Genomic DNA, 17,623 nt, shown 5'->3' on the forward strand with positions numbered 1-17,623 from the left:
TCATCGCCCCGGGTCGCAGGTGCCGTCGGGCACGCCGATTGGTGATCATGCCGGTGGCGCCGCCTTGGACAGGGCGTTGATGATGCGGTCGGACGCGTCACCCCGCCGGTCGGTGAGATTAGCAAGGAGTTTGAGCGCGAAGCGCATCAGGCGGGGGTGCGGCAGCGCGTGACGGGTGGCGAAGTTCATCACGCCGCGGTGCCCGATGAGCTCCACGAACCCGCGGCCGAGGGTGAAGTACCCGCCGTAGGCGTCCTTCAGCGTCTGAGGATATGCCCGCAGCACCCGCTCGCGCTGGGCGGGGGTCACCCTGCCGAGCGCCTGGACGATCGACTCGGCGGCGATGTGCCCGCTCTCCATCGCGTACGCGATGCCCTCGCCGTTGAACGGGTTGATCATCCCGCCCGCGTCGCCCACCAGCACCAGGCCCCGCGTGTAGTGCGGCTGGCGGTTGAAGGCCATCGGCAGCGCGGCGCCCCTGATCGGGGACGTCATGTTCTCCTCGACGTAGCCCCACTCGGGGGGCATGCCCTTCACCCAGCGCTTGAGCAGGTCGCGGTAGTCCATGCCCTTGAAGGACTCGCTGGTGTTCAGCAGGCCCAGGCCGACGTTGGAGGTGCCGTCGCCGACGCCGAAGATCCAGCCGTAGCCCGGCAGCAGGGTGTCGCCGTCCCAGAGCTCCAGCCAGGTCTCCAGGTAGTCGTCGTCGTGGCGGGGGCTCTCGAAGTAGGTGCGCACCGCGACGCCCATCGGGCGGTCCTCGCGCTTGTGCAGCCCCATCGCCAGGGAGATCCGGGTGGAGTTGCCGTCGGCGGCGACCACCAGCCGGGAGCGGTAGGAGACCTCCTCGCCCTCCCGCTTGGCCACCACGCCGACGACGTGCCCGCTGCGGTCGTCCAGGATCGGGGCGGTGACGTTGACCCCCTGGAGCAGCCGGACGCCCGCCTTGACCGCGTTGCCGGCCAGGATCTCGTCGAAGTCCTGGCGGGTGCGGACCAGGCCGAAGTCGGGGTAGCTGGCCAGCTCGGGCCAGTCCAGCTCGAAGCGCATGCCGCCGCCGACCACGCGCAGGCCCTTGTTGCGGACCCAGCCGGGGGCGTCGATGTCGATCCCCATGGTGATGAGCTGCTTGACGGCCCTGGGGGTCAGGCCGTCGCCGCAGACCTTCTCGCGGGGGAAGGTGGTCTTCTCCAGCAGCAGGACGTCGAGTCCGGCCTGGGCGAGATGGAAAGCGGTCGTCGAACCGGCAGGCCCGGCGCCGACGACGATGACGTCGGCGTCAGCCTCAGCGATCTTTCGCTGTACGACGGCTGGCACGGTCACGGGACCTGTCCTGTCCTACACGCTGTGGGGGCCTCGGGGTGAGGGGCCTTTCGTTCCTTTGTGAAGGTCTTCACAAACTTGTCGGGCCGAAGTCTAACGCCTTTGCGGAGCAAAGTGTCAGACGGGTGCGGCTACGGATCGGCAACCTTCTACGCGGTCTCGCGCGCGGGCTTGTAGGCCCGGTGAAGAGCCACGATGCCGAGGCTCAGGTTGCGCCAGGCGACCCGTTCCCAGCCCGCTCCCTGGATGATCCTCGCCAGGCCCGCCTGGTCGGGCCAGGCCCGGATCGACTCCGCCAGGTACTCGTAGGAGTCGTCGTTGGACCCGAGGACCTTCGCGACCTGCGGCATCAGTTTCATCAGGTACCGCGAGTATACGAGGTCGAACGACCTGGGCGTCGGGTGCGAGAACTCCAGGATGACCAGGCGCGCGCCCGGCCTGGCCACCCGGTACATCTCGCGGAGCGCCCCGGCGGTGTCGTGCACGTTGCGCAGCGCCGTGGAGATCGTCACCGCGTCGAAGACGTCGTCGGCGAAGGGCAGCCGGAGTGCGTCCCCGGCGACGAAGCTGACCCCCCGGACGCCGCCGCCCCAGATGCCCGAGCCGCCCCGGCGCCGGACCCCGGTGCTCAGCATGCCGAGCGAGAAGTCGGAGGCGATCGCGCGGGCGCCCAGGGTGGTGAAGGCGTCGGTGGAGGTGCCGGTGCCCGCCCCCAGGTCGAGGACGAGCTCACCGGGCCCGGCGTCGACGGCCGCGGCGGCCGCCTTGCGCCAGAGCCGGACCTGGCCCAGGGAGATCACGTCGTTGACCAGGTCGTACCGCCGGGCCGTGCGATCGAACATCGCGGCGACCTCGTGCGGCTGCTTGTCCAGAGAAGCGCGCGTCATGGACCAAGACTAGGCCCGCGCGGACGATCCACGGAAAGTAGCCGTCCGGTCACCCCGCGCGTGCTAAAAATTGTCAAATGTTTGCCAGCAGTGTCCTCGTACCGGTCGCCGCCCTGGTCACCGCCCTGATCCCGGCCGTCCCGCCGGTCCCGGCCGCGTCGACGACCCCCGGGCGGTACGCCGCCGGCACCGGGCACCCCCGGGTCGTCCCGGCCGCGTCGGCGATCCCCGGCCGGTACGCCGCCGGTGTCGGGCACGCCCGGGTCGTCTCGGCCGATCCGGTGGACACCACCCCGCACGTGCTCGACGGGATCGTCAACGCCCTCGCGCTGGTGGACGGCACGGTGGTGGTCGGCGGCGCGTTCGGCGCGGTGCGCGAGGCGGGCGGCTCCCGGGTGCTGCGGCGCCGCAACCTGTTCGCCTACGACCTGGCCACCGGCCGGGTGCTGCCCGGCTTCGCGCCGCAGCCCGACCACCCGGTACGGGCGCTGGCCGCGGGCGTGCACGGCACCGTCTACGCGGGCGGCCGTTTCACCTCGGCCGGAGGGAGATGGACGCGGGGCCTGGCCCTGCTGCGGCTCTCCGACGGCTCGGCCGTGGCCCGCTTCGGCGCCCGGGTGCGGGGCGGCACGGTCACCGCCCTGGTCAGGTCCGGCCGTGCCCTGTACGTCGGCGGTGACTTCACCGCGGTCGGCGACGTCCCGCGCACCGCGCTGGCCAGGCTGGACGCGGTGACCGGTACGGCCGACCCGGCGTTCACCGTCGAACCGGCCGCACCCAGGGGCGGCCGCGTCCGGGTCCACGCGCTCGCCCTGAGCCGTACCCGGCTGGCGGTGGCCGGTGACTTCGGCACCCTGGGCGCTCTGCCGCGCTCGCAGCTCGGCCTGGTCGACGTGACCGTCTCACCGGCGGCGGTCGCGCCCTGGCGGACCGACGCCTACCGGGGCAGGTGCCGGTCGGACTTCCCCGGCTACCTGCGGGGCCTGGACTTCGCCCCGGGCGGCGGTCACCTCGCCGTCGTCACCACCGGCGGGCCGATGGGCCCGGACCGGATGTGCGACACCGCGGCGAGCTTCCGGACGGACGCGGCCGGCCGGGTGGAACCGGCCTGGGTGAACCACACCGGCGGGGACTCGCTCTACGCGGTGGCCGCCACCGGGGCCGCCGTCTACGTCGGCGGGCACCAGCGCTGGCTGAACAATCCCCGCGGACGCGACTCGGCGGGCCCCGGCGCGGTGGCGCGGCCGGGGATCGGGGCGATCCATCCGCGTACCGGCAGGGCCCTGACATGGAACCCCACCCGCGATCCAGGAATCGGAGTCAAGGCATTCCTGGCCCATCGGGACGGATTACTCGTTGGTAGTGACACAACCCGGCTTGGTCACGAGTACCATGCCCGAGTCGGCATGTTCCCGTTGCCGATCACTCCCGATTCTTAGCGATTCGCTCGCTCACCGCGTCCCTCTGCTTCGAGAGCAGGACGTAACTGGCCACCCCGCTGACCAGGAATGCGGCGATCAGCAGGACCAGGGGCTGGCGCAGGCCGAGGATATAGAGCACTCCCAGGCTCACGATCAGCAGGCCGGCCCGGGACGCGGTGTAAACGATGACGGGATGCACGGCATCGAGGTTACGTCACACCGTTCCTCCAGGCACGATCGCGGGTGACCATGCGGACGCTCTTCGCATCGACTGCGAGCGCTGCTAGTCTTCACAAGAGATCAGTTTCGTAAAGAAACACCCACGAGCGTCTCAAAAAGGCTCTATCATATAACAATCGGGCAGGCAGTCGATAACAACCCGTGATCTTTGTTGAAAACCACGGATAAATCAGGCTTCGCTCGGCACACTGGTTACCTGTCCGCCCGCTGGCAGGAAGCGGGATGCGAGGGGGAGAGATTGTGGAGAGTAGCAGCGAGCGTCTGCTGACGCCCGGAGAGGTTGCCGCCCTCTTTCGGGTCGACCCAAAGACGGTTACACGCTGGGCCGCGGCAGGCCGCATCAGCAGCATCCGTACCCCCGGAGGGCACCGGCGTTTCCGCGAGTCGGAAGTGCACGCCCTTCTGCGTGGAGAGGACGTCTTGACGGCCGAACGGCCGGCAGGCGAGTCCCCGCGCGTTTGACGACTTAGGACGTCACACCATCGGTGATCCTGCGCGCCTTACCCGGAAGCCGCAGGGTCACCGTGGAGTCGTCCCAGACGTCACGCGACACCACCGGGACCCCCGACGACGCCGAACGACGACGAACCCGTACCACCCCGAACGACGACCCCCGACGGCACCGATCGACCCCGACGGTGACCTCCCCCGTCACCGCGTCCCGCCCCCGGAGCCGCCCGGAGTGATCCGGCCCGGCTCCTGCGGGTCCCGGCCCGTCCAGGTCTCCTGCTCGGCCTTGAAGGCCAGGAACTCCCGTTCGAGCTCGTCGTTCTCCTTCAGCCAGCGCCTGCGGCGATCGGCCCACTCCTCCTCGGTGAGCGACTCGGCCAGCCAGCGCTCGTAGTCGGGATCGCCCGGGGACACCTCCACGTAGGCGTTGCCGATCAGACGCCCGTCTTCGCTGGCCAGGGTCTGCGGCACGCGCAGGGTCCCGTCAGCGAGCCTGACGACGTACATCCCAGATCACCTAGATTCCGTAGCGCCGGTTGAAGAACAACATGACGTCGAGCGCCATCCGCGTGTCACCGCCGAGCATGTCGACCAGCGCGGGACGCTGCCGGGAGACGATCGCGGCGAAGGCGTCCGCGAAGAACTCCTTGCGTCCCAGGTCGCCGGACTGCAGATGGAACCCCGAGGCCAGCATGGGGACGCACCTGTCGTAGAGGGCGGCGAACTCCGGGGAGTCGGAGACCCAGTCGCCGTGCGGGGCGTCCACGTCGTCCAGGGCGTGCCCGACCTCGTGCATCATCACGTCGGGGGTGGGCGAGGGCCGGTCCCCCACCACGATCTTCCGGTCGCCGTACGCCCCGGCGCAGACGTCCCAGGTCGCCCGGCCCGACGGGAGCGGAGCCCCGCGCAGGTAACCCATGTCGTCCAGGTCGGGTACGCCGCCCGCGCCGACGTAGATCCCGTCCAGGCCGTCGGCCAGCTTGTCCTTGAGCGCGTCGGGCAGCCTGGCCAGGCTCTCCACCGCCCGCACGACCTCCGGCGTGGGCACCTCGTGACGGGAGTCCCACTGGCGGTGCAGGATGCGCTCCAGCCGCCCGCAGTGACGCAGGCCGTCCCCCAGGTCCGGGGTGTCGGGGGAGTTGGGCTGGGCCCGGGGACGCTCGTCGTCGAGCTCGAAGTCCTTCCAGGTGTACTGCGGGCGGTCGACCACCGGGGCGGTCACCGTGCCGACCCCGCGCTCGGCCTCGCGGGGGACCTCACGCGGAGCCCCGCGGAGGGAGCCCTCCGCACGCGGAGCCGGACTCCGCTGCCACCACCGCCGTCGATGGCGGCCCTTGTCGCCCGAATGTGCCATCACACCCCCTGGGGAAGTGGCAACGGTCCTACGGTACGGGGTGCTCCCCCCGCCGGTCACCCGTAACCGCGGGCCGACCGCAGTGGTTCTCGCAATGGCTTACAGTTCGGGCATGCCCATGCTTGTCGGTCTGGCGATACTCGCCTTCTGGCTCTACTGCCTGTTCGACGTCATCACCACGCCGGACGAGGAGTCAAGGAACCTGCCCAAGCTGCTCTGGGCGGTCATCGTGGTGCTGATGCCGATCGCCGGAGGGGTCTTCTGGCTGCTGCTCGGCCGCCCCACCGGCCCCCGGGCACCCCGATCGCTGCCGTCGCAGAACAAGCCCCCCCGCCCCGCGGCCCCCAAGGGGCCCGACGACGACCCCGACTTCCTCAAGGACCTCGACCGCAGGCTCCGCGACGAGGACTGACCCGCGACGGCGTCCCGGCGACCGGGGATCCGGTGGCCGGGCGACGGTATGACGACGCGCCGGTACGACGGTGCGACGGTGCGACGACGTGACCGTACGACGGCGTGACGGTATGACGGCGTGGAGGGTCACCGGGCGGCCGGATGACGGACCGCCCGGGCCGGTGAGCCCCCGAGATCACACCCCTGACGGCCGGGACCTTCGACGGCCACGACTCAGCCGGGAACCTCGGCGTAGGAGTGCAGGCCCCCCAGGAAGATGTTCACCCCGACCAGGTTGAACAGCAGGCACGCGAAGGCGATGAGCTGAACGATCATGGCCGCCTTCCCCTTCCAGCCCGCGGTGGCCCGGGCGTGCAGGTAGGCCGCGTAGGCGATCCAGGTGATGAAGGCCCAGATCTCCTTGGGGTCCCAGCCCCAGTAGCGGCCCCATGCCTTGTCGGCCCAGAGCGCACCGGCGATGACGGCGAAGGTCCAGATCGGGAAGCCGATCACGATGGCCCGGTGTGCGACCCGCTCCAGGTCCGGCCGGGACGGCAGGCGGACCGAGCCGTCCTTCCTGACCAGGTAGAGGATGCCGGAGACGCCCGACAGGATGAACAGCCCGCTGGCGATGATCGCCGCCGACACGTGGATCGCGATCCAGTAGGAGTTCAGCGCGGGCACCACCGGACCGGCCTGCACGTGCAGGTAGCGGACGGCGAAGCCCAGCCCCAGGGCGGCGGCGACCGCGACGAACGCGCCCAGGAACCGGACGCGGTAGCGGAGCTGCATGAACAGGAACGCGCTCATCGCCGCGAAGCACATGGCGACCACGAACTCGTACATGTTGCCCCAGGGCCAGCGGCCCACGGCCAGGCCCCGGGTGAGCAGGGAGGCGAGGTTGGCGGCCCAGCCGAGCCAGCTCAGCGCGACGCCCGCGGGCCCCGCCCACCTCGTCCAGGCGGGGGGCCCGCCGGACGGTCCGTCGACCCGCCCGGTCCCCGCCACGGCCGGGTCCGGGTCCGCACCGGTCCCGGCGGTGACACCGGAAGCGGCACCGGGGGCACCGACACCGGCGCCGACGGGAGCGAGCCTCGGACGCGCGGCGCGGGCCGACGCCTCCGCGGGCCGGCCGAAGGCCAGGTCCAGGGCGTAAGCGATCATTGCGAAGACGTAGAGCAGCACCGTCGCCAGGATGAGCTGGTCGCTCAACGTGGCGAGGCCGGTATCGACCTCAGCGGGCATCCTGCACTCCTGGGTTCAAAGGTCCTGGGGTCGAAGGTTCCGGGGTGGAGGGTTCGGAGGTGGGAGGTTCCGGGGTCGAGGGTTCCGGGGTGGAAGGTTCCGGGGTCGAAGGCTCCGTGTTCGCCGGTTCCGGGGCCGGGGACCCCTCGTCCCGGGGTTCCGTGTCCAGGGCGGAGACGATCTCGTCGAACTCCTCGCCGAAGTCACCGCCCTCGGTGCGGGTGAGGCCGCCCACCTCGACGCGGTGCCCGTCGCCGCCCGGGACGCCCGCTCCGCCGGACGCCTCGTGGACGCGTACCCACACCCTGCGGCGGCGGACGGTCAGGGTCAGCACGAGCCCGGCCACGGCGAGGACCGCGGAGACCAGGGCGGGCATCCTGCCCGGGTCGTAGGCGACCTGCAGGGCGATCCACTCCTTGACCCCGGTGAACTCGATCGAGCCGGCTCCTCCCGGCAGCGCGAGTCTCCCGCCGACCTCCAGCGGGTCGGCCTTCATCAGGAGCGGCTTCATCTTCTTCAGGCTCGTCGGGTCGAGCTCGTAGACCGACTGCGGACGGCCGCTCTCCAGGCCGAGGTCACCGGCGAAGGCCCCGTACACCTGAGCGGTGGGGTTGGCGGCCCCGGGGAAGATCGAGACCCACTCCGAGCCCATCGGCACGGCCGTGGGCAGGAAGGCGACCAGCACGCCGAGCTGCTCGGGCTGCGCGTCCGGAACCTTGATCACGCACTCGGAGGTGAAGGTGGCGGGCTGGACCACCAGGCAGGCCACCGGCCCGTCGAAGGCGACCTGCCCCTTGCCGTCGGTGATCCTGAAGGTCGGCGCGTAGCCGTGGTCGATGAGGTAGCTCAGCGTGCCGTTGACGTCCAGCGGCTCGTTGACCTTGAGAAGGTGCTCGCGGGCGGCCACCCCGGGGGCGTCCTCGACCTTGAGCCTGGCCGCGTAGTCGAGGGCCTGGCCGGCCTTGTCGCCCTTGGCGATGTAGGTCGCCTGGAAGTCCTCGACGGTGAAGGAGAACGGCTCCAGCGACTCGGCGCTCACCTGCTGGCCGGGCATGTACCGGTCGTAGGCCGCGACCGTGTTGGCGAACCCCTCGCCCTCCACGACCAGCACGTTCCCGCGGTAGCCGTACAGCGCTCCGGCGCCGACCGCGAGCAGCAGGCCGAGCAGGGCCACGTGGAACAGCAGGTTGCCGCTCTCACGCAGGTAGCCCTTCTCCGCGGCGACCCAGCCGGGGCCGGTGGTCACCCGGAACCGCTTCGCGCGCAGCCGCGCGGCCGCCTCGCCGACGGTCAGGCCCGAGGAGAAGGAGGCGTGGTGCGGCAGCCTGCTCAGGTTGCGCGGCGCCGCGGGCGGCTTCCTGCGCAGTTCCCGCAGGTGGGCCGCGGTGCGCGGGAGCACACAGCCGATCAGGGAGACGAACAGCAGCAGGTAGATCGCGGCGAACCAGGGAGCCTGGAACACGTCGAACAGCCAGAACCGGTCCAGCCATCGGGCCAGCGCGGGGTCGTCGGCGAAGTACTGGGCGACCTTGGCGTCCGAGACGCCGCGCTGCGGCCAGATCGAGCCGGGCACGGACGCCAGGGCAAACAGGAAGAGCAGGATCAGCGCGGTCCGCATGGAGGTGAGCGTCCGCCAGAACCAGCGCGCCCAGCCCACGACCCCGAGCCCGGCCGGACGTCCCCGGTCCACCGCGGCCTCCGCCGTCGTCTGCTCCTCCTCCGTCACCGGGCCGGTGCGCTCCATCAGATCACCGGCTCGAATCCGCCGACCCAGCCCTGCATGGCCGCGACGAGCTGCTCCCAGATCCCGGTGACGAGCAGCACCCCGACGACGACCAGCATGACGCCGCCCACGCGCGTGATCAGCTGCGAGTGCCGCCGCACCGCCTTGAACGTGCGCAGTGCCCTGCTGTACGCCAGTCCCGCCGCCACGAACGGCAGGCCGAGACCGAGCGCGTACGCGAAGGCGAGCACGGCGCCGCGGCCGGCGCTGCCCTCGTTCAGGCCGAGGGTGAGCACGACGGCGAGGGTGGGGCCGATGCAGGGGGTCCAGCCGAGGCCGAAGACCAGGCCGAGCAGGGGAGCCCCGGCCAGTCCCGCGGCCGGGAGCCGGTGGATGCGGACGTCGCGCTGCAGGCCGGGGATCGCCCCCATGAAGGCCAGGCCGAGCACGATCGTGAGCCCGCCGAGCACCCGGGTGATGATCCCGGCGTTGCCGAACAGCGCCGCGCCCAGCCCGCCGAACAGGGCACCCCCGGCCACGAACACCGTGGCGAACCCCAGCACGAACAGCACGATCCCGGCCACCATGCGCCCCCGCCTGGGGTCGGCGCTCATGCCGGTCACGTACGACAGGTAGCCGGGGACCAGCGGCAGCACGCACGGCGACAGGAACGAGACCAGCCCGGCCGCGACCGCTATCGGCAGCGCCAGCGCCAGCGAGCCGCCGGCGACCGTACCGGCGAGGTCAACGCCCATGGCGGGCCCCTGGTGTGAGAACGGTGAGACCGGCGAGACCGTGTCCCGCCGGCGGGGTGACCCGGGCGGCACCGACGGCACCGGTGGGCACGTCCGCCGTCGCGGGGAGGGGTGAGCGGTTATCGTTCATCGCCGACCTTGGTGACGGCGTCCAGGAGGTCGGTGTAGGTGACCGCGCCGAGGGCACGGGCGGCGATCCGGCCCTGACGGTCGATGATCAGCGTGGACGGGATGGCCGCGGGCGGGACCGTGCCCTGGAAGGAGAGCGCCACCTTGCCGGGCTGGTCGAAGATGCTCGGGTAGCCGGGCTTGTGGCCGCGCTCGAAGGCGAGGGCGTCGGCCTTGCGGTCCTTGAAGTCGATGCCGAGGAACGTCACGCCGTCCGCCTTCTTGGCGGCGGAGACCTCCTTGAGCACCGGCGCCTCGGCCCGGCAGGGCGCGCACCAGGAGGCCCAGAAGTTGATGACCACGACCTTGCCCCGGTGCGCGGCCAGCGAGGCGGTGTCCCCGTCGAGGGTCTCCCCCTCGACCCGTGGGGCGGCCTTGCGGTCGGCGGCCTCGAACATGGTGATCTTGCCGTCGCCCGCCACGAAGCGGGTGTCACCGGTCTGGGGCTGCGATCCCGGGTTTCCGGCGCATCCGGCCACGGCGACGAGCAGCGCGGCGGCGGCGAAGGATGTGGCGCGCATGGGTGACGGAGGCTCCCTGTACTACAACCGGTAGAGCGACAACTCTACCGGCGGGGTCAGGCGCCCGGCACAGTGGGGCGTTTGACGAGGGCCGCCGCAGGCTCGCTGTATCCGACGCTGATCAGCCGGTCCCCCTCGAAGGAGAAGGTGGTCAGGCTGGCGAGCCCGCACTGCCTGCGGCGCGGATCGTGCGGCAGCCGCCTGCCCTCGGCCGCGAGCCGGATCGTCCAGATCGGGAGCTGGTGGCTGACCATGATCGCCTCATGGCCGCGGGCCGCCTTCCGGGCCGCGACGATAGCGGTGCTCATCCGCCTGACCAGGTGGGTGTAGCGCTCCCCCCAGGAGGGCCGGAGCGGGTTCCACAGGTAGCGGTAGAAACGCGGGTTGCGGAAGAGGCCGTCTCCCCGGCCCAGGGCGAGGCCCTCGAAGATGTTCTCGGCCTCGATGAGCCGCTCGTCGATCGTGACGTCCAGCCGGAAGGTCTCGGCGAGCGGGGCCGCGGTCTCCTGCGCGCGCTCCAGGGGGGAGGAGAACAGCGCGGTGACGTCACGCCCCGCGACCGTCTTGGCGACCGTCTCGGCCATCTGCCGGCCGTTGTCGGACAGGTGATAGTCGGGGAGCCTGCCGTACAGGACGTTGTCGGGGTTGTGCACCTCACCGTGGCGCAGGAGGTGGACGACGGTGGTCTCAGCCATGGTCCCGCCAGCCTAGCGACAGGTACGGGCCGGTGACAGGGCAGGTGGTCCCATCCGGGCGGAAGGGGACATGGCGGGACCGCCCCGTGCCACCTCGCGGACCCGGCGGCGGCGCGCGGGCCCGCGGGAGTCAGTGGGGGCCGGCGGGGTCCGTCAGGGCAGCAACGGGGAGGCCGGTGACATCGGTGCCGCCATCGGGGACGCGGGCTCCGAGGGCACCGACGGCGTCGACGGCGCGGTGGACGCGGAGTACTGGAAGTCGACGGCGACGGCCTTGAGCGCCTCGACCGCGGCGCGGATCGCCGGGCGGCGCGCCGCGTCGGTCCGCCAGAGCGCGTAGATCCTGCGGGTGGGACGGGACCTGATCGGCACCACCCGCGCGCCCGGCGGGACGAAGTCGCGGCCCAGGCGGGGGACGATGGCGCAGCCGAGACCGCCTGCGACGAGGGCCATCTGGGTCGGGCACTCGTCCGCCATGCAGGCGATGTCCGGCTCCAGCTCGGCCGAGCGCAGCGTGTGGACCAGCCAGTCGTGGCAGATGGTGCCGGGTGCCGAGCTGATCCACCGCTCCCCGTAGAGCTCGGCCAGCTCGATCTCCGCCCGGTCCGCCAGCGGGTGGGACGCGGGCAGGATCACGTCGGCGATGTCGTCGAAGAGCGCCGCCCGGGAGAGCCCCTCGGGGATCGCCAAGGGGCGGTTCATCCAGTCCTGGATCACCGCGAGGTCCAGCTCGCCCCGGCTCACCTCGCGGACCTGCCGTTCGGGCTCGCGTTCGGTGAGCTGCATGACCAGGTCGGGGTGGCGCCGGTGCAGGAGCGACAGCGCGGCGGGCATCAGCCCCCGGGCGGCGGTGGGGAAGGCGCCGATGCCGAGCCGCCCCACGACCTGCCCGCGCAGCGCCTCGAAGTCGGCCTCGGCCGTCTCGACCAGCGCGAGGATGCGCTCGGCGTGGTCGGCCAGCAACCCGGCCGCGTCGGTCAGCCGCACCCCGCGGCCGTTGCGTTCCACCAGGGTCGCGCCTGTCTCCCGCTCCAGCTTGGCGAGCTGCTGGGAGACCGCGGACGGGGTCACCATGAGCGCCTCGGCCGCGGCGCCCACCGATCCGTAGACGGAGACGGCGTGCAGGGCCTTGAGCCGGTTGAGATCCAACATGTAAGGAAGTCTAAACGAGGACAGCAAGAAATACTAACTTGTTCTGAAATGTCGGTATGACCCACTATGGGCGAATGCGCATCCGGCACTTCCTCCTGGCCGTCGGCCTCACCGTCATCTGGGGCCTCAACTTCGTGGTGATGGAGGTCGGCCTCCGGCACTTCCCCCCGCTGTTCTACGTGGCGGCGCGCTTCGTCCTGGCCGCCTTCCCCGCGCTGCTGTTCGTCGGCGGTCCCGGGGTGCCCTGGCGGAAGGTGCTCCTGGCCGGTGCCACGCTCGGCGCGGGCCAGTACGCCCTGCTGCTGACGGGGATGCGGGCCGGCATGCCCGCGGGCCTGACCTCGCTCGTCGTCCAGATACAGGCGGTCTTCACCGCCGTGCTGGCCGTCACCCTGCTGGGGGAGCGGCTGACCCGCAGGCGGGTCGTCGGCATGGCGGTCGCCTTCGCCGGCCTGGCGCTGATCGCCACCGACCTGGGCGCCGGTGGCCCGATCGGCGCGTTCCTGCTGGTCGTCGGCTCGGCGTTCTTCTGGAGCATGGGCAACGTCGTGATCAGGCAGGCCTCGCCGCCCGACTCGCTGCGTTTCATGGTCTGGCTGAGCGCGGTCACCGCCCCTCCGATGGTGGTGCTGAGCCTGGTGGTGGAGGGGGTGCCCCGGCTGGAGTTCTCACTGGAGGGCACCTTCTCGCTGGTGTACGTGGCGTTCATCTCCACCCTCGCGGGCTTCGCCGTCTGGGGCTTCCTGCTCAAGCGCTACGACGCCTCGGTGGTCGCCCCGACCGCCCTGATGGTGCCGGTCTTCGGCATGTCCTCGGCGGCCCTGTTCACCGGCGAGCAGATCACCCCCCTCAGGCTCGCCGCGGGCGTCCTGATCATCTGCGGTGTCCTGTACGCCGGCACCCGCTCCCGCCGGACCGCCGCCCCTTCGCCGCTTCCGACCTCCTCCGAGAGGGAAACGGGAGAGAATAAGGCGAGGGCAACGGAGATGACGTGAATGAACACACACGGTGACGGGGACGATGTTACGGTGACCGACGTGAGCGCCGCACTCGAGTACTGGCCCTCCCCGCCCCCGTGGGGATGGGTCGCCGACGATCTCGATCACCTTCCGCTAGAGGGACCGAACGGCGAGCCCGACTTCTTCAAGCACGTCGAACTCATCGATGGAGCTCTCGTCTTCATGTCCCCCCAGAAGCGCTTTCATCAGCGTATGATCCGTCGTCTCACCGAGAAGCTCGACGACCAGGCACCGGAGTACCTGTCAGCGGTCGATCAGATGGACGTCAAGCTCGGCCACCGGACGCGACCCTGCCCCGACGTCGCGGTCGTCGACGCCAAGGCCGCCGAGGACGACGACCGGACGTTCTACACCCCCGACGAGGTGCACCTCGTCGTCGAGGTGGTCTCCCCCGAGTCCGAGGACCGGGACCGTAAGACCAAGCCGTCCCGCTACGCCGAGGCGGGCATCGCGCACTTCTGGCGGGTGGAGAACAACGGCGGCTCCCCGGTGGTCTACGTCTACGAGCTCGACCCCGCCACCCGCGCGTACGCGCTCACCGGCATCCACCACGACCGGCTGACCGTGCCGGTGCCCTTCCCGATCACCATCGAGCTCGGCGACCTGCCCGAGTAGTGACACCGGCGGTGATCCCCGGGCGTCAGCGGTGGCGGCGCAGGAAGGAACGGACGTCGTCGACCAGCAGGCCGGGCGTCTCCATGGCCGGGAAGTGGCCGCCCCTGTCGAACTCCGACCAGTGCTCGATCCGCCCGTCCGGGTCCATCACGCTCCGGATCGCGTTGTCGGCGGCGAACACCGCGACGCCCGTGGGTGGTGCCGACCGGCCGGTGCCATGGCCGCCTTCACCCCCGCCGCCGGCACCGTCCGCCTGGCGCGCGGCCATCTCCCGGTACACCCGCATGCCCTCGTAGACGGCGTGCGCCGAGGAGGAGCCCGCGCCGGTGAACCAGAAGACGCTCGCGCAGACGAGCAGCCGGTCGCGACCGACCGCCTCCTCGGGCAGCGTCACGGCCGGGTCGGTCCACTCGGCGAACTTCTCGGTGATCCAGGCGAGCTGCCCCACCGGTGAGTCGTTCAGCGCGTAGCCGATCGTGCGCGGCCGGGTCGCCTGAAGGTGAAGGTAGCCGAGCCCGTCGGCCTGGAACGCGTTGAACCGCTCGGCACGCGCCCTGTCGGCCGCGGACAGGCCGTCCAGCGCGATCGGAGGACCGAACGGCATCGACGCCGACACGCCGGTCAGGTGGACGCCCACCACCCGCTCCGCGTCGACCATGGCGAGCAGCCCTGCCACCCCCGAGCCCACATCGGTGCCCTGGGCGGCGTAGCGCTCGTACCCCAGGCGGCTCATCAGCTCCGCCCACGCCCCGGCCACCCGGAAGAGGTTCCCCCACCCCCGCTCCCGTACCGGCGTGGAGAAGCCGTACCCCGGCAGCGAGGGGATCACGACGTGGAAGGCGTCGGCCGGGTCGCCGCCGTGCGCGCGGGGGTCGGTCAGCGGGCCGATCACGTCCGTGAACTCGTACGGCGAGCTGGGCCAGCCGTGGGTGAGGATCAGTGGCAGCGCGTCCGGCTCGGGTGAGCGGACGTGCAGGAAGTGCACGTCCTGGCCGTCGATGACGGTGGTGAACTGCGGGATCGCGTTCAGCTCCGCCTCCCGGGCAGGCCAGTCGAAGCCGTCGGCCCAGTAGGCGGCCAGATCACGCAGGTGACCGAGCGGGACGCCCCTGTCCCAGCCGGTGTCCGGCAGCTCCCGGGGCCAGCGGGTGCGGGCCAGCCGGTCTGCCAGGTCGTCGAGGTCGCTGCGGGGGACGGCGACGCGGAACGGGCGGATCCCCGTGTCGTTGTTCATGACCGGGACGCTAGGGGCCGATGCGGAAAGGTTAGTTCCGCATTGTCGGGCAGTATGGGGTCATGTCGACGACCTCGGCCCGCCTGCTCCGCCTGCTGTCGCTGCTGCAGTCCGCGCCGGACCGGACCGGACCGCGGCTCGCCGAGCGCCTGGGGGTGAGCACCCGCACCGTCCGCAACGACGTCGAGCGGCTGCGCGACCTCGGTTATCCCGTCCACGCGACCCCGGGACCGGCGGGCGGCTATCGTCTCGGCGCCGGGACGTCCCTGCCGCCGCTGCTGCTCGACGACGAGGAGGCCGTCGCCGTCGTGGTCGGCCTGCGCACGGCCGCGGGGGGAACGGTCACCGGGATCGAGGAGACCTCGCTGCGCGCCCTCGCCAAGCTGGAACAGGTCCTGCCCTCCCGGCTGCGGCACCGCGTGGACGCCCTGCACACCGTCGTGGTGGCCCTCCGGGGCGACGCCGCGACCGTGGACCCGGGCGTGCTCGTCACCCTGGCGGGCGCGTGCCGCGACCGTGAGAGCCTGCGGTTCGACTACACCGGTCACGACGGCGCCGTGACGCGCCGCCTGGCCGAGCCGTACCGGCTGGTCCACCTGGACCGGCGCTGGTACCTCGTCGCCTGGGACGTCGAGCGGCGGGACTGGCGCACCTTTCGCGCCGACCGGATCGCACCGCGCACCCCGGGCGGCCCCCGTTTCGCGCCCCGTGAGCCACCGGACGGCGACGTGGCCGCCTACGTCCTGCGCGGGGTGGGGGCGGCGCCGTGGCGCTACCGGGCGCGGGTGCGGCTGCACGCCCCGGCGGAGGCCGTCGCCGGGCGGCTGCCGCCTCCCGTGGTGGTGGAGGCCGTCGACGAGCACACGTGCGTGATCGAGGCGGGGGCCGACGACCCCCGGACGTTCATGCTCTACCTGGGCATGCTCGACGTGGACTTCGACGTCGTGGACTCCCCTGAGCTCTCGGCCCACCTGGGCGCGCTGATCAGGCGGTACGGGAGGGCCAGGGGCGACCGCCCGTGACCGGGAGGCGTCACAGGACCTGGGCGGCGGCCTTGGCGGCGGCGGGCAGGGCCTCGGCGATGCGGGAGAGGGCCTCGTCGTCGTGGGCCGACGACAGGAACCACGCCTCGTACGCCGACGGCGGCAGGTAGACGCCCTGGTCCAGCATGGAGTGGAAGAACGCCCGGTAGGCGGCGGTGTTCTGGGTCTGGGCGGCGGTGAAGTCGACGACCCGGTCCTCGGTGAAGAAGACCGAGAACAGGCTCCCGGCGCGCTGCAGCCGGTGCGGCACCCCGGCCGCGGCCAGCGCGTCGGCGGCGGCGCGGCCGATGACCAGGGCGGCGGCGTCGACCTGGTCGTAGACCCCCTCGTCGCAGGCGCGCAGGGTGGCCAGACCGGCGGCGCAGGCCAGCGGGTTCCCCGACAGGGTGCCCGCCTGGTAGACCGGGCCCTCCGGGGCGAGGTGGGCCATCACGTCGGCGCGCCCGCCGAACGCGGCGGCGGGCAGGCCGCCGCCCATCACCTTGCCGAACGTCATCAGGTCGGCCTCGACCGGGTCCAGCCCGTACCAGCCGGACTCCGACACCCGGAAGCCGGTGAGCACCTCGTCGATGATCAGCAGGGCGCCGTGCTCGGTGCACAGCTCGCGCAGGGTGGCGTTGAACCCCTCCAGCGGCGGCACCACGCCCATATTGGCCGGGCACGCCTCGGTGATCACGCAGGCGATGTCGGCGCCGAAGGCCCGGAACGCCTCGGTGACCGCCTCGACCGAGTTGTACGGCAGCACCACGGTGTCGGCCGCCGAGGCGCCGGTCACCCCGGGGGTGTCGGGCAGACCGAAGGTCACCACGCCGGAGCCCGCCGAGGCGAGCAGCGCGTCGACGTGGCCGTGGTAGCAGCCGGCGAACTTCACGATCTTGGAGCGGCCGGTGAAGCCGCGGGCCAGCCGTACGGCCGACATGGTGGCCTCGGTGCCGGAGCTGACCAGGCGGACCTTCTCCACCGGCTCGACCCGGGCGACGATCTCCTCGGCGAGCTCGACCTCGCCGGGGGTGGCCGTGCCGAACGAGGTGCCGTCGCGCAGCGCCTCCTGCAGCGCCTCGATCACCGCGGGGTGCCGGTGACCGAGGATCATCGGCCCCCAGGAGCAGACCAGGTCGACGTAGCGGTTGCCGTCCACGTCGGTGATGTAGGGGCCCTGGCCCGAGGTCATGAAGCGCGGCGTGCCGCCCACGGCGCCGAAGGCGCGGACCGGGGAGTTGACGCCTCCCGGGACGATCTCGCGGGCGCGGGCGAACAGGTCCTCGGAGTTCTCGGTACGGCTCACGTCCCCAAGGGTAGCCAGGGAAACGTCCGGTCCGTCCCACGGGGCGAGCCGCCCGCCCCGGCCCCGGACCCCCGGAAGTCCCGGCCCCGGGCCCCCGGAA

At 71.8% G+C, this 17,623-nt stretch carries 19 protein-coding genes; 6 read left to right on the forward strand and 13 right to left on the reverse strand.

Going from position 1 to position 17,623, the window contains the following annotated elements; genetic code table 11:
- Positions 1-45: 45 nt before the first annotated feature.
- A complete protein-coding gene (locus tag ABD832_RS08945) occupies positions 46-1,323 on the reverse strand; it encodes a geranylgeranyl reductase family protein (protein WP_344891069.1) in 1,278 nt (425 codons plus the stop codon).
- Between the two features lie 149 nt (positions 1,324-1,472).
- Complete coding sequence (locus tag ABD832_RS08950; protein ID WP_344891072.1) at positions 1,473-2,210, reverse strand: demethylmenaquinone methyltransferase; 738 nt, start codon at positions 2,208-2,210, stop codon at positions 1,473-1,475.
- A gap of 77 nt (positions 2,211-2,287) precedes the next feature.
- Between ABD832_RS08950 and ABD832_RS08955 the strand changes: the two genes are divergently transcribed.
- Positions 2,288-3,649: a delta-60 repeat domain-containing protein gene (locus ABD832_RS08955; protein WP_344891074.1), complete on the forward strand. Its 1,362-nt coding sequence runs from the start codon at positions 2,288-2,290 to the stop codon at positions 3,647-3,649.
- On the opposite strand, the gene ABD832_RS08960 is transcribed toward ABD832_RS08955, so the two are convergent.
- A complete protein-coding gene (locus tag ABD832_RS08960) occupies positions 3,633-3,830 on the reverse strand; it encodes a DUF4229 domain-containing protein (protein ID WP_344891076.1) in 198 nt (65 codons plus the stop codon). The genes ABD832_RS08955 and ABD832_RS08960 overlap by 17 nt on opposite strands.
- 263 nt (positions 3,831-4,093) lie before the next feature.
- Between ABD832_RS08960 and ABD832_RS08965 the strand changes: the two genes are divergently transcribed.
- Positions 4,094-4,333, forward strand: coding sequence for a BldC family transcriptional regulator (locus tag ABD832_RS08965; protein ID WP_012887349.1), 240 nt, complete (start codon positions 4,094-4,096; stop codon positions 4,331-4,333).
- 189 nt (positions 4,334-4,522) lie between these two features.
- Here the strand turns inward: ABD832_RS08965 and ABD832_RS08970 are convergent, their stop codons facing one another.
- Both ABD832_RS08970 and ABD832_RS08975 read right to left on the reverse strand, forming a co-directional pair.
- Positions 4,523-4,828: a hypothetical protein gene (locus tag ABD832_RS08970; protein WP_344891079.1), complete on the reverse strand. Its 306-nt coding sequence runs from the start codon at positions 4,826-4,828 to the stop codon at positions 4,523-4,525.
- A 10-nt stretch (positions 4,829-4,838) separates the two neighbouring features.
- Positions 4,839-5,543: a hypothetical protein gene (locus ABD832_RS08975; protein ID WP_344891082.1), complete on the reverse strand. Its 705-nt coding sequence runs from the start codon at positions 5,541-5,543 to the stop codon at positions 4,839-4,841.
- Positions 5,544-5,787: 244 nt separating this feature from the next.
- Between ABD832_RS08975 and ABD832_RS08980 the strand changes: the two genes are divergently transcribed.
- Positions 5,788-6,087 (forward strand): PLD nuclease N-terminal domain-containing protein, encoded by a 300-nt coding sequence (locus ABD832_RS08980; protein ID WP_344891085.1) that lies wholly within the window; start codon positions 5,788-5,790, stop codon positions 6,085-6,087.
- Between the two features lie 215 nt (positions 6,088-6,302).
- Here the strand turns inward: ABD832_RS08980 and ccsB are convergent, their stop codons facing one another.
- The 6 genes from ccsB to ABD832_RS09010 form a co-directional block, all read right to left on the reverse strand.
- A complete protein-coding gene (ccsB, locus tag ABD832_RS08985; protein WP_344891087.1) occupies positions 6,303-7,313 on the reverse strand; it encodes a c-type cytochrome biogenesis protein CcsB in 1,011 nt (336 codons plus the stop codon).
- Positions 7,303-9,057, reverse strand: a complete 1,755-nt coding sequence (resB, locus tag ABD832_RS08990; RefSeq protein WP_344891090.1) for a cytochrome c biogenesis protein ResB — start codon at positions 9,055-9,057, stop codon at positions 7,303-7,305. The genes ccsB and resB overlap by 11 nt, the downstream gene beginning before the upstream one ends.
- On the reverse strand, positions 9,057-9,791 hold the full coding sequence (locus ABD832_RS08995; protein WP_344891092.1) for a cytochrome c biogenesis CcdA family protein: 735 nt from the start codon (positions 9,789-9,791) through the stop codon (positions 9,057-9,059). The genes resB and ABD832_RS08995 overlap by 1 nt, the downstream gene beginning before the upstream one ends.
- 119 nt (positions 9,792-9,910) lie before the next feature.
- The gene (locus ABD832_RS09000; RefSeq protein ID WP_344891095.1) at positions 9,911-10,480 is read right to left on the reverse strand and encodes a TlpA family protein disulfide reductase; all 570 of its coding nucleotides are present in this window, start codon (positions 10,478-10,480) and stop codon (positions 9,911-9,913) included.
- A 56-nt stretch (positions 10,481-10,536) separates the two neighbouring features.
- On the reverse strand, positions 10,537-11,175 hold the full coding sequence (locus ABD832_RS09005; RefSeq protein WP_344891098.1) for a histidine phosphatase family protein: 639 nt from the start codon (positions 11,173-11,175) through the stop codon (positions 10,537-10,539).
- 153 nt (positions 11,176-11,328) lie between these two features.
- Positions 11,329-12,327 carry a LysR family transcriptional regulator gene (locus ABD832_RS09010; protein ID WP_344891101.1) on the reverse strand — a complete coding sequence of 333 codons (999 nt, stop codon included), beginning with the start codon at positions 12,325-12,327 and terminating at the stop codon, positions 11,329-11,331.
- A gap of 74 nt (positions 12,328-12,401) precedes the next feature.
- Here ABD832_RS09010 and ABD832_RS09015 point away from each other — a divergent pair, with 74 nt between their 5' ends.
- Together ABD832_RS09015 and ABD832_RS09020 are read left to right on the forward strand one after the other, a co-directional pair.
- On the forward strand, positions 12,402-13,322 hold the full coding sequence (locus tag ABD832_RS09015) for an EamA family transporter (protein ID WP_344891104.1): 921 nt from the start codon (positions 12,402-12,404) through the stop codon (positions 13,320-13,322).
- A 42-nt stretch (positions 13,323-13,364) separates the two neighbouring features.
- The gene (locus tag ABD832_RS09020) at positions 13,365-13,961 is read left to right on the forward strand and encodes a Uma2 family endonuclease (RefSeq protein ID WP_344891107.1); all 597 of its coding nucleotides are present in this window, start codon (positions 13,365-13,367) and stop codon (positions 13,959-13,961) included.
- Positions 13,962-13,986: 25 nt separating this feature from the next.
- Here ABD832_RS09020 and ABD832_RS09025 read toward each other — a convergent pair whose 3' ends face one another.
- Complete coding sequence (locus ABD832_RS09025; protein WP_344891110.1) at positions 13,987-15,195, reverse strand: epoxide hydrolase family protein; 1,209 nt, start codon at positions 15,193-15,195, stop codon at positions 13,987-13,989.
- A gap of 62 nt (positions 15,196-15,257) precedes the next feature.
- Between ABD832_RS09025 and ABD832_RS09030 the strand changes: the two genes are divergently transcribed.
- The gene (locus ABD832_RS09030; RefSeq protein ID WP_344891113.1) at positions 15,258-16,217 is read left to right on the forward strand and encodes a helix-turn-helix transcriptional regulator; all 960 of its coding nucleotides are present in this window, start codon (positions 15,258-15,260) and stop codon (positions 16,215-16,217) included.
- A gap of 10 nt (positions 16,218-16,227) precedes the next feature.
- Here ABD832_RS09030 and hemL read toward each other — a convergent pair whose 3' ends face one another.
- Entirely contained in the window at positions 16,228-17,523 is a 1,296-nt protein-coding gene (hemL, locus tag ABD832_RS09035; protein ID WP_344891116.1) for a glutamate-1-semialdehyde 2,1-aminomutase, read from the reverse strand.
- Between the last annotated feature and the right edge of the window lie 100 nt (positions 17,524-17,623).

This window comes from Streptosporangium longisporum (assembly GCF_039534895.1).
GTDB lineage: Bacteria > Actinomycetota > Actinomycetes > Streptosporangiales > Streptosporangiaceae > Streptosporangium > Streptosporangium longisporum.

What these genes read in the sequence shown, in the direction of transcription:
- ABD832_RS09005 (WP_344891098.1), bottom strand. Translation starts at nt 11,175, where the DNA reads ATGGCTGAGACCACCGTCGTCCACCTCCTGCGCCACGGTGAGGTGCAC.
- resB (WP_344891090.1), bottom strand. Translation starts at nt 9,057, where the DNA reads ATGGAGCGCACCGGCCCGGTGACGGAGGAGGAGCAGACGACGGCGGAG.
- ABD832_RS09000 (WP_344891095.1), bottom strand. Translation starts at nt 10,480, where the DNA reads ATGCGCGCCACATCCTTCGCCGCCGCCGCGCTGCTCGTCGCCGTGGCC.
- ABD832_RS08970 (WP_344891079.1), bottom strand. Translation starts at nt 4,828, where the DNA reads ATGTACGTCGTCAGGCTCGCTGACGGGACCCTGCGCGTGCCGCAGACC.
- ABD832_RS09030 (WP_344891113.1), top strand. Translation starts at nt 15,258, where the DNA reads ATGTCGACGACCTCGGCCCGCCTGCTCCGCCTGCTGTCGCTGCTGCAG.
- ABD832_RS08965 (WP_012887349.1), top strand. Translation starts at nt 4,094, where the DNA reads ATGCGAGGGGGAGAGATTGTGGAGAGTAGCAGCGAGCGTCTGCTGACG.
- ABD832_RS08995 (WP_344891092.1), bottom strand. Translation starts at nt 9,791, where the DNA reads ATGGGCGTTGACCTCGCCGGTACGGTCGCCGGCGGCTCGCTGGCGCTG.
- ABD832_RS09015 (WP_344891104.1), top strand. Translation starts at nt 12,402, where the DNA reads ATGCGCATCCGGCACTTCCTCCTGGCCGTCGGCCTCACCGTCATCTGG.
- ABD832_RS09010 (WP_344891101.1), bottom strand. Translation starts at nt 12,327, where the DNA reads ATGTTGGATCTCAACCGGCTCAAGGCCCTGCACGCCGTCTCCGTCTAC.
- ABD832_RS09025 (WP_344891110.1), bottom strand. Translation starts at nt 15,195, where the DNA reads ATGAACAACGACACGGGGATCCGCCCGTTCCGCGTCGCCGTCCCCCGC.
- ccsB (WP_344891087.1), bottom strand. Translation starts at nt 7,313, where the DNA reads ATGCCCGCTGAGGTCGATACCGGCCTCGCCACGTTGAGCGACCAGCTC.
- ABD832_RS08950 (WP_344891072.1), bottom strand. Translation starts at nt 2,210, where the DNA reads ATGACGCGCGCTTCTCTGGACAAGCAGCCGCACGAGGTCGCCGCGATG.
- ABD832_RS08980 (WP_344891085.1), top strand. Translation starts at nt 5,788, where the DNA reads ATGCCCATGCTTGTCGGTCTGGCGATACTCGCCTTCTGGCTCTACTGC.
- ABD832_RS08955 (WP_344891074.1), top strand. Translation starts at nt 2,288, where the DNA reads ATGTTTGCCAGCAGTGTCCTCGTACCGGTCGCCGCCCTGGTCACCGCC.